Consider the following 13,692-nt stretch of genomic DNA (forward strand, 5'->3'; position numbering starts at 1 on the left):
CAAAATACGCGAAGGGGCCTGAATGAAATCCGCCGCTTTTGATTCCGCCCCGCTCGCGCTCACGCATGCACCTCCACGTCGCCGACCGGCACGGCGCAGCACAGCAGTGCCTGGTCGGCGTCCAGTGGTACGGCCGGTTCGCTGAGGTGTGCGACCTTGCCGGTGATCCGCTGGCGGCAGCTTCCGCAGGCTCCCGCGCGGCAGGCCGAGGGCAGCTTGAGGCCCGCCGCTTCGGCCGTGTCGAGGAGCGTGCCGCTGTCCGAGGTCCAGGTGGCACGCGTGCCGCTCGCCGTGTACTCCACGGTGAACGGGCCGGGCTCGGGCGGTGGCCGTTCGTCGAGGGCCACCGGGCGCGGTGACAGGAAGCGCTCGTCGGTGACGGCGTCGCCCGGAACGCCTGCGGACAGCAGCGCCGTTCGGACCGTGTCGACGAAGCCGGGCGGGCCCCAGAGGTACGCCTCAACCGTCCCGTCCGCCGCCAGTTCACGCAGGTCAGCAGCGGTGGGGCGGCCGGGCCGGGCCCCGCACGGCAGTTCGACCCCGGGGTCGGTGACGTACAGCCGTGCCGTGGCGTTCGGCAGTTTCGCGACGAGTTCGAGCACCGGTTCCCACAGCGGGGTCTCGGCGTTGCTGCGGACGACGTTCAGCACGGTGACGGGGCGCTCGGGGGCTGTGTCCAGCAGGTCACGGAGGACGGCGAGGACGGGGGTGATGCCGATGCCCGCCACCGCGAGCAGGAGCGGGCGGTCGGAGGCGTCGGTCGTCAACTCGGTGCCGTACGGGCCGGACAGGAGCACCCGGGAGCCGAGCGGCAGGGCGTGCAGCCAGGGTGACATGCGGCCGTCGGCGATCCGTTTGACGCTGATGCGCAGTTCGGTCTCGGCCGCCCCCGTGAGGGTGTAGCACCGCCACAACGGGCCTTCGTCGTCGGTGAGATGGAGGCGGAGGTGCTGGCCGGGGCGGCACCCGGCACCGGCGGGGGCGCGGAAGGCGAAGGTGGTGACGGTGGGGCTCTCCTCGGTCCGCCCGATCAGTTCGGCCCAGCGGGGGCGGCCGTGTTCGGCCAGACGGGCGGCGTACCGGGGCATCGCGGGTGCACTCCCCTGTGCACTCCCCCGGTGCGTGAGCCGGTCCCCGACCTCGATCCTGCCTCCGCGCACGACCCGGGCGTACACCCCGCAGTACAGGTGCCCGAAGCGGGAGGCCAGCAGCGCCGGGACGTTCAGGTCGCGCACCCCCGTTCCGGGGCGGACGGTGGTCGCACGGCAGCGCTCTGTGGGGAACGTGAACTCCAGCTCCGCCGCGCCGAGTTGGACCCGATGTCCGGGCAACTCCAGTTCGTTCCAGGCGCCGAGGCCGGAGACGTAGAGGTTGGCCCGGAAGCGGAGGTGGTCGACCGGGACTCCGGCCGCCGCCGTGAGCGCCTCCACCGTGTCGAGGTTGATGACGGACAGGGGTGCGTCTGGCCAGTCCCACAGCGCGGCGCCGGGGCGCTCCAGGCGGACCGGCCCGAGCAGGTCACGGATCCGCTCGTCGGTCTCCCTCAGGTCGCCGCCGTCCAGGGCGATCCGCAGCTCACGGCCGTCGGGGGCGGTGAGCCGTACGGCGTCCGGCTCCAACGTCAGCCCGTAGGCGCCGAGTTCGGCATGCTTGCGCAGGCGCAGCAGGACCTCGCTGGAGATCCAGCCGTTCGCGTTCGCCTTGACCGGCACCGCGTCCTCGGAGAGGCCGAAGACACGGTCCAGCGGCAGCCCTTGACCGACCGTCAGCTCGGCATGGGGCAGTGGTTGGCCCGGCAGTCCCTTGACGGGGTACCGGTACACGGCCGTCAGAAATGCTCCCACGCCGACTCCTCCCCCGCCGTGCAGGGACCGCCGTCGTGGCAGCTCAGCCGGCCCTCCGCCAGGTCCAGCCGGACCGTGAGGAGCGTGCGCCACTGCTGGTGGAACGGCAGCCCCGGCTGCGGATGGCAGCACACCGGGGCGCCGTCGCTCTCGTGGACGTCGAGCAGCTCGGTCCAGCGGGCCGGGTCGGGCGAGGCGAGCAACTTCCGCCGGGCGGCGAGGTGTTCGAGCCGGGCGTAGGTCCCGGCGGTGGGCGCGGCCAGCTCCCCGGCGGCGAGGCGGGGATCGAGGAAGTGGTTGGTGTGCAGGAGGTATCCGTCGCTGTCCGGGGGCAGTACGGCGGTGCCGGCCGGGCTGAGTTCGACGCACACGGCGTCGCCGTGCCGTCCGTCGTGGGTGACGACCGTCAGCACGGTGGACGCCGAGACGTCCGCCGACCTGGCGATGTCGACGGCCTCGGCGAGGGTGGCGGCCTCGTCGAGGATCCTGCGGGCCACGATGTGCACCGGGACACCGATGCGCGCGCCGTCGGCGGTGTGGCTGAGGATGTTGAAGTGCAGCCCAAGACCTGCCGAGTTGAGGCCGATCTTGCCGAGGATGCCGGCCTCCGTGAAGGTCCGCACCTCACCGGTCCGGCCGGTCCGGTGCCGGACCAGGTTCTTGGTGTCGGTGAACTCCTCGTGCCAGTCCCAGGTCTGGATGGTGTGCGGGGCGCCGGGGCCACCGACGTACACGGCGGTGGTGCACTCGCCGTCGGCGGTGGCGCCGACGGTCGCGAGGATCTCGGTGCGGGCGTTGAGCATCCCGAGCTGCCACGGCTCCACGCCCGCGCCCCGGGCCAGGGCGACGAGTTCGGTGTGCAGGGCGGGCGCCCAGCGCCGTATCTCCTCGGCGGCCTGTTCGCCGTACGACGGCAGCAGCGCGGGATCGACGTGTACGGCCTCGAAGAGCCGCCGGTACTCGGTGATGCTCCTGCGTATGCGGGTCCGGTCGGCGGTGCCGACGGTGTGGCCGCGTTCCGCCGGGTCGGCGGTGTCGGTGTGGTGGCGGGCGATCACCGGGCGCTGCTCAGGACCGCGTCCCACATCACCTCGGCCGCGATGGCGCCGAGGCCCACGGAGTTGATGGCGTGGGCGCCGATCCGGGAGGGGGTCGTCGGCAGGTCGACCTCGTCGGTGGTGAGGGTGAAGAGGGTGTCGCCGTCGAGGTTGGTGTGGAAGGGCTGGATGCCCCGGTTCATGGAGCCGTGCACCTGTCTGCCGAACTGTTCCAGGGCCCGGTCGTCGAGCCGTACGTTGGTGATCAGCGCCGAGATGGTGGTGTTGCCGTGCGCGGTGGTCGGGCCGTCGCCGGCGAAGGCGGCCTGGTAGTCGAGGTGGGGCAGCCGGCGGGTGCCGGTGGCGGGGTCGTAGTTGCCGCGGATCACGGTGCCGTCGCGGTCGACGATCACGCCGACCGCGTTGACCACGGTCACGGCGAGGATCTTGATGTCGCCGATCTGCCGGTAGGCGGCGCCCTGGCCCGAGAACTCACAGCGGGACCAGTCGATCTTGCCGACGGAGGCGCTGATCCCGGCACCGGCCCGGCCCACGGGGACCCGGTCCGTCGAGGCCATGCGCAGGGCGGCCCGGCCGAGGGCCGCGTCGGGGACCACGGCGTTCCCGCGGGCCGCGAAGTCGTAGATGATCGCGCCCGACACGCACTTGAGGGCGTCCCAGCCGACCTGGTGGTCCACCCGGGCCCGCAGCTCGTCGGCGACCCCGGCGCAGGCGCCGAGCCCGTAGAGCGAGCCGCCGGAGAGGCAGATCGCGTGGGCGTACTGCTTGTCGCCGTAGGACAGGCCGATGGCGCCGCCGCGCTCGTCGATGAACATGCGGGCGCCGGCCGGGACATGGACGACGGTGGTGCCGGTGGGGCCCTCCGTGTACTGGGCGGTGCCGACCTCGACGCCGGGGAAGTCGTACTCGACGGTGCCTCGGCCTGGGCTGGGCTGCGGCACGAGGTCGTAGTCGCCGTTGCTCTTGGCCGGGCCGAAGGACGGTGGCGGGATGATCCGGGCGGCCGGTGCCGTGTGCTCGGTGAGCGTCATAGCGTCTCCAGGAGCTGTCGTGAGTAGGGGTGCTGCGGGGTGGCGTAGAAGCGCTTGGCGTCGGCGAGTTCGACGATCTCCCCGGCGCGCATCACCGCGACGCGGTGGGCGAGGTAGCGCACGGCGGCGAGGTCGTGGGAGATGAACAGGGCTCCGAAGCCGTGTTCGGTCTGGAGGTCGTGGACGAGGTTGAGGATCTGCGCCTGTACGGACACGTCCAGGGCGCTGACGGCTTCGTCGAGGACGATGAACTTTGGGTGGGTGATCAACGCGCGGGCGATGGCGACGCGTTGGCGCTGGCCGCCGGAGAGTTCGTGCGGGAGCCGTTCGGCGAAGGAGGCGGGCAGGCCGACCTGGTCGAGGATGCGCAGGACCGCCGGGTGGTGGGTGCGCAGTCGGCCGCCCTGGGCGGCGGCGAGGGGTTCGGCGACCGAATCGGCCACCGTCAGACGGGGGTTGAGGGACCAGTGGGGGTTCTGGAGGACGGCCTGGACCTCTCCGGCGCGGGTACGCCGTCCGCCGTACGGGAAGCGGACCGTGCCGGAGGTGGGGCGGCGCAGGCCGAGGGCGACGGAGCCCGTGGTCGTCTTGCCGGAGCCGGACTCGCCGGCCAGGCCGAGAGTCTCGCCGGCGGCGATGCGGAAGCTGACGTCCTTCACCGCGGTGAGTTTCTTGAACACGACGGACACGGAGTCCAGTTCGAGGACCGGTTCGCTCATCGGGCCTCCTCCTTTTCCAGCGGTGCCGTGGCCGGGTGGTGGCACAGCAGCGTCCGGCTCTCGACCGTGCGGGGTGCCGGACGGGTCGTACGGCAGTCGTCGGCGGCCGAGGGGCAGCGCGGGCAGAAGACGCAGCCGGGGGTGTCCTCGGTGAGGACCGGTGGCGTGCCGCCGATGGTGAGGAGTCTGGTGCCGTCCTTCGCGCGGGCGGGGTCGGCGGCGGACAGGGCGGCGGTGTAGGGGTGCCGGGGTGCGGTGAGGACCTGGGCGGTGGCTCCGTCCTCGACGACGCGGCCGCCGTACATGACGGCGATGCGCGCGCACCGGCGGGCGACTCCGCCGAGGTCGTGGCTGAGCCACAGCACGGTGGTGCCGTTGTCGGCGGCGAGCCCGAAGAGCAGCCGCAGCACTTCCTCGCGGACCTGGGTGTCGAGGGCGGCGGTGGGTTCGTCGGCGATCAGCAGGTCCGGTTTGCGGGCCATGGCCATGGCGACGATGACGCGTTGGGCCATGCCGCCGGAGATCTCGTGCGGGTAGAGGCGCAGGACGCGTTCGGGGTCGTTGATGCGGACGCCGTCGAGGAGGGCGGCCGGGTCCGCCCCGGTGGCGCGCAGGGCCAGCCGCAGCTGGCGGCCGATGCGCAGGGTCGGGTCGAGGGCGCCGACGGGGTCCTGCGGGACGAACGCCAGCCGGTCGCGCCGGAGTTGGGCGAGGCGGTCGGCGGGCATGTCGAGCACGGACTCGCCGTCGAGCAGGACCCGGCCACGGGGGTAGGTGGTGGCCTTGGGCAGCAGGCGTCCGACGAGCAGGCCCAGGGTGGACTTGCCGGAGCCTGACTCGCCGACGACGCCGACGGTCTCGCCGCGGCCGACGGTGAGGGAGGCGCCGTCGAGGGCGCGGACGACGCGCTTGCCGGTGCGGTACTCGGCGACGACGTCCTCGATCTCCAGCAACGGTGTCGTCATACCAGCGACCTCGTCTCGCGGGGTTCGAAGCGGTCGCGCAGGCTGTCCCCGATGAGGTTGACGGCCATGATCGCGGCGATCAGGACGACTCCGGGAGCGACGATCAGCCAGGGCGCACCGACCATGTAGAGGCCGCCCTCCTGTATGAGCAACCCGAGGGAGGCGTCCGGGAGTTGGACGCCGTAGCCGAGGAAACTGAGGCCGCCCTCGACGAGGATGCCGACGGACAGGGCGTAGGTGCCCTGGACGGCGACGGTGCCGGCGACGTTGGGCAGGATGTGCCGGAGCATGATCGTCGGAGCGCGGACGCCGCTGATCCGGGCGGCGGTGACGAACTCGCGGCGCGCGACCGCGCGGGCGGCGATGCCGACCATGCGGGTCATGAGCGGGACGGTCACCAGGACGATCGCGGCGAGGGCCGCCGTACGGCCGGGGCCGAGGACGGCGGCGACCAGGACGGCGAGGACGATGGCGGGGAAGGCATAGAGCACGTCCCCGATCCGCAGGATCACCTCGGCGGTACGGCCGCCCCGGTAGCCGGCGAGGACGCCGAGCGCCGTGCTGATGACCGCCGTGCAGGTGACGGCGAAGGCGGACAGCAGCAGGGTGGTACCGACGCCCTGGAACAGCCGGGGCAGCAGGGAGCGACCCAGGTTGTCGGTGCCGAGGGGCCAGCCGGCGGCCGGGGGTGACAGACGCGGGCCGACGATGGCGTCGGGGCGGCCGCCGATGCCGGCGAGTTGCCCGACGAGGGTGACAAGGACGAGGGCGACGAGCACCCACAGGGCGGTGCGGAAGAGGCCGTCGTAGCCACGCATGGCTGCCGCGCGGCGGATACGGCGAGGGAGGGATCCGCCCGCGGCGGCCACGCCGGACTTCGGCGCGGGCGACTCGGGGCCCGGGGCTGTCTGGTTGGCGGTCGGCGCGGGCAACTTGGCGGCCGGGGCCGTCTGGTCGGCGTCCGACGCGGGCAACTTGGCGGCCGGGGCCGTCTGGTCGGCGTCCGACGCGGGCAACTTGGCGGCCGGGGCCGTCTGGTCGGCGTCCGACGCGGCCAACTCGGCGCCCGAGGCTGCCGGGTCGGCGGTCGGCTCAGGCAACTCGACGGCCGAGGCCATCGGGTCGGCGTCCGACGCGGCCAACTCGGCGCCCGAGGCTGCCGGATCGGCGTCCAGCGCGGCCAACTCGCCGCCCGAGGCCATCGGGTCGGCGCCCGACGCGGCCAACTCGCCGCCCGAGGCTGCCGGATCGGCGTCCAGCGCGGCCAACTCGGCGCCCGAGGCTGTCGGGTCGGCGGTCGGGGGAGCCGACTCGCAGCCCCGGCCCGTCGAGTCAGCACTCGGCGCGGCCGACTCGGCGCCCGGAGTCGCCGTCCCGGCGGTCCGTGCGGCCGGGTCGGCCTCCGGGTTTCGGGTCGGCCGGGGCCGGAGTTCCTTCCTCTTCATCCCGTCGCCTCCTTTCCGATCGTGCCGATCCTCGGGTCGATCAGCCCGCTGACCAGGTCCACCAGCAGGTTGGTGGTGATGAACACGGCCGCCGCGAGGAGCACGCCCGCCTGGATCACCGCGTAGTCGCGGCGGTCGAGGCCGTCGACGAGGTACGAGCCGAGGCCGGGGACGTTGAAGAGGCGCTCCACGATGACCGTGCCGCCGAGGAGGTAGGCGCTGAGGGTGGCCACCAGGGTGAGGACGGGGACCGCCGCGTTGCGCAGGACGTGGTGGCGCACGATGAATCCCTTCGGTTCGCCACGGGCCACCGCCGCCGCGATGTGGGGTTCGACCAGCACGCCGAGCACCGCGTCCCGGGTGGTGCGGGCGGTCGCGGCGACGCAGAACACGGCGAGCACGCAGGCGGGCAGGATCAGGGAGCCGACGGAGCCGAGCGGGTCCTGGGACCAGGGGACGTACGTCCCGACGGTCAGGCCCAGGCTGTAGCGGGTGAACAGGAACACCACGAGGCTGCCGAGGACGAACTCCGGCAGGCTCATGCCGAAGGCGCTGACCAGCCGGCCCGGCACTCCCCCGCGTCCGCCGCCGTCCCGGGTGCCGGTGTACACGCCGAGCGGGACGCCGACGGCGACGGTGAGGAGGAGGGCGAGGAGGGTGAGGGTGACGGTGACCGGGAGGCGGTCGCCGAACTCGGCGGCGACCGGGGTGCGGGCGGCGAGCGAGGTGCCGAAGTCGCCCTGGACGGCGTTGCGCAGCCAGTATCCGTACTGCTCGACGACCGGCCGGTCGAGGCCGAACCGGGCCGCGGCCTCCGCCTTCTCGGCGCGGCTCGCGAGCGGTCCGAGGACCAGGTCGGTGTAGCTGCCGGGCATGGCGCGGACCGCCGCGAAGATCAGCACCGAGGCGCCGAAGAGGGTGAGGGCGGCGGTGGCGGTACGGCCCAGGAGCCAGCGGATGTGGTCCATGGCCGGCTACTTCGCGCCCGGGAGCGTGTAGGAGGTGAGGTCGCGCAGGAAGTTGCCGTAGCCCTCGGAGGAGCGCAGGGTGGGGCTGACCTGGTCGGTGCGGTAGCCGATGACGGAGGGGCGGGTCACCAGGGGCAGCATCTGGGCGGCGGTGTCGACGCGGGCGCACAGGTCGGCGAGGGTCTTGGTGCGGGCGCTGCCGTCGGGCTCGCTCGCGGCCTTGTCGATGAGGGCGTCGAGAGTCTTGTCGTCGTTGAGGAAGGTGCCGGAGAAGCCCGCGATGACGGGGTTCCACCAGCGGGACACCATGGAGGCGTCGACGTAGCCGGCGAACCAGCCGATGGCGAGGTCGAAGTCGGGCTCGGCGCCGAACACCTTGGCACCGTAGGTGGTGTCGTCGTACTTCTGGATCCTGACGGTGACGCCGGCGGCGGCGAGCTGCTGCTGGATGACCTGGGCGATCTGGCCGACGGCGGGCTCGGAGGTGTAGACGGCGAGGCGCAGGGTGCCGATGTTCTTCAGGGCGGTCGTGTCGCCGGTCTCGGCGGGCAGCTTCGCGGGGTCGCAGGCGCCGGGCAGGACGCTCGGGGTGACACCGGTGGGCTGGGACTGGCCGCCGAGGGCGACGGAGGCGATCTCGGTCCGGTTCAGGGCGCTGTTCAGCGCGAACCTGACCTTCTCTTCGGCGAGTGGTGAGTCGGGGTTCTTCGAGTTCTGGATCAGGTAGTAGAAGTCGCTGTTGGTCTGGCTCACGACCTTGGCGTTCTTCGTGCCGGTCAACTGGTCCATGGAGTCGACGTTGTTGAAGTTCACGAATGCCGCGCTGCCATTGCGCAGGGCGGCGAGTCGGGCGGCTTCCTGCGGCACGATCTCGATCTTCAGATCGCTGATGCGGATGTTATTCGTGTCGCGGTAGGACGAGTTGCGGGTGAAGTTCCAGTACTGGTCCTGCTTGTGGTTCTTCACTACGAACGGGCCGGTGCCCAGCATTTCCTTCTGCGGGTCCAGCGAGCCGTCGTCGATCTCCTTCATGGGGAGGATCGCGGCGGGGGTGTTGGCGAGCGCGGCGAGGAACGGCGTGTAGGCCTTGGTGAGTTCGACGGTCACCTGGTCCGCGCCCGTGGCCTGCACGGACTTCACCGGGCCGAGCTGGGCGGCGTAGGCGGCCTTGGACTTCAGCAGGCGCTGGATGCTGCCGACGACGTCTGCGGGGGTGAGGGCGCGGCCGTTGGAGAAGGTCACGCCCTTGCGGAGGGTGAAGACGTAGGTGGTGGCGTCGGGCTGCTTCCAGGAGCTGGCCAGCAGGGGCTCGATGCCGAACGTGGGGTCGACGGTCACGAGGGGCTCGTAGACGAGGGACTCGATCGACCAGGAGCGGGCGGTGGCGGCGGTCTGCGGATCGAGACCACCGGCCTCCACCGAGTCGTAGTCGAGCTGGACCGTGAGCGGTCCGGAACCCTTCAGGGAAGCGTCGGATTCCGCGAGGTAACCGGTCTTCGACGCCTTGCCGGCGGTGCCCGCATCCGTGGTGGCAGGCGCGGAACAGGATGTCATGGCGGCCGAGAGAGCGGCGGAACAGGCGACGAGAAGTGCTGATCTTCGCATTCTCGCTCCTCCTTTCGGAGAGTTTGCCGGATCGTTCCGGCAATTACGGTGAGAAAACTGGGAGTTGGGGTGACACGGGATTCCTGTGACGCTTTCGGAGATCGCCTACGCAGAGGTGGAGGCGCGGAAGTGGAGGTCGATGGGAAGGGGACGCACGGTCCCCCGTGGTGTCTCGCCGGAGAGGATCTCGCAGAGCAGCCGGGCGCACTCGGCGCCCATGGTCCGCGGCCGTAGGTCGACCGCGGTGATCGGGGGTTCCGCCGTTCGCATGGCGGAGCTGTCGACGCAGGAGGCGAGGAGCAGGTCCTGGCCCACCGTGCGTCCGGCGGCGCGGAGTTCGGGCAGTACGGCCGCGGCGGCGCCGTCCGCGGCGCACACGATCGCGTCGATGTCCGGCGTCCGCGCGAGCAGTTGCCGTACGGCGGCCTGCAGCACGTGGGGCGGGGAGCCGAACGGCTCCTTGCTGACGAGTTCGGGCAGGCCGTGCTCGGCGCACCAGCGGGCGTGGGTCCGCTGGAGGGTGAGGGCCCAGTCGCCGGTGGTGTCGGAGGCGACGAACGCCGGGCGGCGGGCGCCGGACGCGTAGAGGTGGTCGAGGAGTTCGGTCATCGACGCGTCGTGGTCGGACCGTACGACCCCGGTGGGCTCACGGTCGCCGACGTACCGTTCGGCCGTGACGACCGGCAGTCCGCTGCTCATGAGCTGTTCGACGAACGGGTCCTCGGCCATCGGGTCGCACAGCACGAGGCCGTCGACCTGCGGGATCGTGCCGCGCCGGTGCGGGAGGTGTCCGGAGGACAGCAGGGTGACGTTGAGTCCGGCGCGGGCCGCCTGTTCGGCGACGCCGAAGACGAACGACATGTAGTACTCGGCGCTGGTCAGGAACTCGGGGATGTGCAGTGCGATGGTCTCGGTCACCGAGGTGCGCAGGCTGCGGGCGGTGCGGTTGGGCGCGTAGCCGAGCCGCTCGGCCGCCTCCAGGACCGCCCTGCGGGTGGGCCCCGACACCCGGCCGTGTCCGCGCAGCGCGTCCGACGCGGTGGTCTTGGAGACCGCGGCCTCCCGGGCCACGTCGGCGATGGTGGGCGCGTCGGGCCCGGGGGGCAGGTCAGGAATCCTGGTCGACATGGCGGGTCACCAACCGTGGGTGAGGACGTCGTCGAGGGCGGCGACGAACACGTCCGCGCTGTCCCGGGTCAGACACAGCGGCGGCTTGATCTTCAGCACGCACTGCCGGTCGGAGGTCGGCTGCATGATCACGCCGAGTTCACGCAGCCGCTCGCAGATCGCGGCCGTCTCCTCGGTCGCGGGCTCCAGGGTCGTACGGTCGCGCACGAACTCCACGCCCAGGTAGAGGCCCGAGCCGTGCACGGCGCCGATCAGCGGGTGCCGGTCGGCGAGTTCGACGAGCCGGTCCTTCAAGTAGCCGCCCACGTCACGGGCGTTGGCCTGGAGGCCCTCGTCGCGCAGGACGTCGAGGACGGTGAGACCGACGACCGAGCTGACGGGGCTGCCGCCGGAGGAGGAGAAGAAGTAGCCCTGGGTGCGGTAGGCGTCGGCGATCTCGCGCCGGGTGATCACCGCGCCGAGCGGGTGTCCGTTGCCCATGGCCTTGGCGACGGTCACGACGTCCGGTACGGCGCCCTGCTGCTCGAAGCCCCAGAAGTGGGTGCCGAGCCGGCCGTAGCCGACCTGGACCTCGTCGGCGATGCAGAGGCCGCCGGCGGCGCGGGTCGCTTCGTAGACCTGCTTCAGGTAGCCGTCGGGGAGGGCCATCCCGCCGGCGTTGCCGTAGTACGGCTCGCACAGGAAGGCGGCGGGTGGGCGGCCCTCGGCGGCGAGTTCGGTGATGCGGGCGGCGGCCTCGGGGCCGTAGCGCCAGGCCTCCTCGCCCCGGTACCGGCCCCGGTAGGTGTTGGGCGCCGCGACCGTGTGCACCCAATTCGGGCGTGAGGAGAGTGCGTTGGGATTGTCGGCGACGGAGGTGGAGACGGCGTCGCTCGCGAAGGTCCAGCCGTGGTAGGCCTCTTCGACGGCGACGACGTCCTGCCGTCCGGTGGTCGCCCAGGCGAGCCTGAGCGCGAGGTCGACGGCTTCGGAGCCGCTGTTCACCAGGAACACGGTGTCGAGTTCGGCGGGGAGCAGTTCGGTGAGCCGTTCGGAGAGCTCGACCACCGAGGCGTAGTGGAAGCGGGAGTTGGTGTTGAGCCGCTGCCACTGGCGGTGGACGGCGTCGCTCAGGGCGGGGTGGCCGTGGCCCAGGACGGTCACGTTGTTGAGCATGTCGAGGTAGCCGCGGGCCCGGGTGTCGACCAGGTGGTGGCGCCAGCCGCGCTCGATACGGGGCGGGGCCTCGTAGTAGTGCTCCTGGACGGTGGCGAGGGAGTTGTTACGGCGCTCCAGCAACTCCGGTTCTGCGGAGGGTGGTTCGGGAGCGGCGGTGAGCAGGAGTGCGGTGGGGTCCGGGCAGACGTCGAGCCAGCCGGCGGCGAGGTCGGGGGTGGCGAAGCGGGGTGGGCGCAGGCCGGGGAGCCGGGAGAGTTGGACGTGCAACCGGTGGCGGCCGTCGTCGGCGGCGATCGTGCCGAGCAACCGGCCGGGCTTGACGGGGCCGGAGGGCAGGGGGCCGGTGTCGAGGCCGTCCAGGATCAGGTCGGGGCCGTTGTCCTGACGGAGTGCCACGACCCGGTCGGCGTCCCGGGTGAGCGTGCCCTCCCAGGGCGCCCGGACTTCCAACGGGCCGGTGACGTACAGCTCCACGCCGAGCGCGCAGGTCTCGGGCGGGGTCCCGGTGTCGACGGTCGTGCGGGTCAGCCGGTACTCGCCGTGCCGGGTCCGTGCGGCCTGATGGTCCGTCAGCATCGAGGTGGCGAGGGCTTGTTCGACGTCGGCGTCCTGCCAGCGGCCGGTGTGCAGATCGTCGGCGAACACCGACAGGTCGAGGGCGGGTACGGCGTCCGGGAGTTCGGGCACCAATCGGTCGCCGGTGAACGGCGTGCGGGTCGTCGACAGGCCCAGCGCGTCCCGGAGTTGGGCCGTCATCACCTGTGCCGGGACCGAGGCCGCGACCTCGAACATCGTCCACTCGCGGTCCAGCGCGGCCGAGGCGTAGTGGTTGTCCGGGTCGAGCCGCACGTCGTACTGGCCGCTGACCACCAGGACGGCCGCGCGCAGCACGACCAGCGGCCAGAGCACGGTGATCTCGTCGTCACCGAGGGGGCGTTCGGCGTAGAAGGCGCGCACGGCGGGCAGTACGGACGTCGGGCCCGCCCCGTGGTGGTGCAGGACGGAGGTGCAGGCGACGGCCAGTTCCGCGACCGTCCAGCCGAGGCCCAGGTCGCCGAAGTCGATCACGCCGACGGGCAGGGGGCGGCCGTCGGGGGCGGTCTCGCAGACCACGTTGTTGTCGGTGATGTCGCCGTGGACGACCTGGGTCGGCAGCAGGTCGGCGTACGGCCCGACCAGGGCGTGTGCGGCACGGGCGGCACGAAGCACGCGCTGGGCGCGGAGTTGGTCGGACAGGTGCGGGGCCAGCGTTTCGACCACCGTGAGCGCGTTGCGCAGGTCCCACAGCCGGACCCGGTCCGGCTCGGCGGCGTCGAGACCGGCCAGGGCGGCGGCGACCTGTCCGGCGATGCCGCCCAGCCGGGCGACGACCGACGGGGCGAGGTAGCGGCTGTCCATGATCGGCTCGCCGGGGACGAAGTCCAGGAGCAGACAGGCGAGTTCCGAGCCGTCGACGGTGAGCCACTGGAGCCGGTCACCATCGACGCCGGGCCGGGCCCGCGGGAGCCTCAACTCCGGGAGTGCCGTGGCCAGTTCGTCGATGGCCGCGCACTGTGCACGGAGGGCGGCGGGGAGGGTCGCCGGGTTGGCGATCTTCAGGACGTGGTCGGCGGTGTCGGTGCGCACCCGGTAGTTCTGGTCCTGCTGGCTGCCCAGCGACTGGACCGTGCCCCGCACCCCGAACCGCTCGGCGAGCAGCGCGAGCACGTCGGCCTCGTCGACCTGGGCGATCGGCTCGACGAGCCAGTCGGCGGAGGGAAGACCCATGGGT

At 72.3% G+C, this 13,692-nt stretch carries 10 protein-coding genes; all 10 read right to left on the reverse strand.

Annotated elements, in window-relative coordinates:
* Positions 1-59: 59 nt before the first annotated feature.
* The 10 genes from ACFYXF_RS13820 to ACFYXF_RS13865 all read right to left on the reverse strand — a co-directional run bounded on the left by ACFYXF_RS13820 (position 60) and on the right by ACFYXF_RS13865 (position 13,688).
* Positions 60-1,844, reverse strand: a complete 1,785-nt coding sequence (locus ACFYXF_RS13820; protein WP_389349749.1) for an MOSC domain-containing protein — start codon at positions 1,842-1,844, stop codon at positions 60-62.
* Positions 1,829-2,929: a C45 family autoproteolytic acyltransferase/hydolase gene (locus ACFYXF_RS13825; protein WP_389349750.1), complete on the reverse strand. Its 1,101-nt coding sequence runs from the start codon at positions 2,927-2,929 to the stop codon at positions 1,829-1,831. Before ACFYXF_RS13825 ends, ACFYXF_RS13820 begins: the two co-directional genes overlap by 16 nt.
* Positions 2,899-3,933, reverse strand: coding sequence for a P1 family peptidase (locus ACFYXF_RS13830; protein ID WP_389349751.1), 1,035 nt, complete (start codon positions 3,931-3,933; stop codon positions 2,899-2,901). Before ACFYXF_RS13830 ends, ACFYXF_RS13825 begins: the two co-directional genes overlap by 31 nt.
* A complete protein-coding gene (locus ACFYXF_RS13835) occupies positions 3,930-4,652 on the reverse strand; it encodes an ABC transporter ATP-binding protein (protein WP_389349752.1) in 723 nt (240 codons plus the stop codon). Before ACFYXF_RS13835 ends, ACFYXF_RS13830 begins: the two co-directional genes overlap by 4 nt.
* A complete protein-coding gene (locus ACFYXF_RS13840; protein WP_389349753.1) occupies positions 4,649-5,617 on the reverse strand; it encodes an ABC transporter ATP-binding protein in 969 nt (322 codons plus the stop codon). The genes ACFYXF_RS13835 and ACFYXF_RS13840 overlap by 4 nt, the downstream gene beginning before the upstream one ends.
* Positions 5,614-7,062 (reverse strand): ABC transporter permease subunit, encoded by a 1,449-nt coding sequence (locus ACFYXF_RS13845; RefSeq protein ID WP_389349754.1) that lies wholly within the window; start codon positions 7,060-7,062, stop codon positions 5,614-5,616. The genes ACFYXF_RS13840 and ACFYXF_RS13845 overlap by 4 nt, the downstream gene beginning before the upstream one ends.
* On the reverse strand, positions 7,059-8,030 hold the full coding sequence (locus ACFYXF_RS13850) for an ABC transporter permease (RefSeq protein ID WP_389349755.1): 972 nt from the start codon (positions 8,028-8,030) through the stop codon (positions 7,059-7,061). Before ACFYXF_RS13850 ends, ACFYXF_RS13845 begins: the two co-directional genes overlap by 4 nt.
* 6 nt (positions 8,031-8,036) lie before the next feature.
* Positions 8,037-9,635, reverse strand: coding sequence for an ABC transporter substrate-binding protein (locus ACFYXF_RS13855; RefSeq protein WP_389349756.1), 1,599 nt, complete (start codon positions 9,633-9,635; stop codon positions 8,037-8,039).
* Between the two features lie 105 nt (positions 9,636-9,740).
* Positions 9,741-10,763 carry a LacI family DNA-binding transcriptional regulator gene (locus ACFYXF_RS13860; protein ID WP_389349757.1) on the reverse strand — a complete coding sequence of 341 codons (1,023 nt, stop codon included), beginning with the start codon at positions 10,761-10,763 and terminating at the stop codon, positions 9,741-9,743.
* A gap of 6 nt (positions 10,764-10,769) precedes the next feature.
* Positions 10,770-13,688, reverse strand: a complete 2,919-nt coding sequence (locus ACFYXF_RS13865) for an aminotransferase (RefSeq protein ID WP_389349758.1) — start codon at positions 13,686-13,688, stop codon at positions 10,770-10,772.
* Between the last annotated feature and the right edge of the window lie 4 nt (positions 13,689-13,692).

Source organism: Streptomyces sp. NPDC002680 (genome assembly GCF_042889145.1).
Taxonomy (GTDB): Bacteria; Actinomycetota; Actinomycetes; order Streptomycetales; family Streptomycetaceae; genus Streptomyces; species Streptomyces adonidis.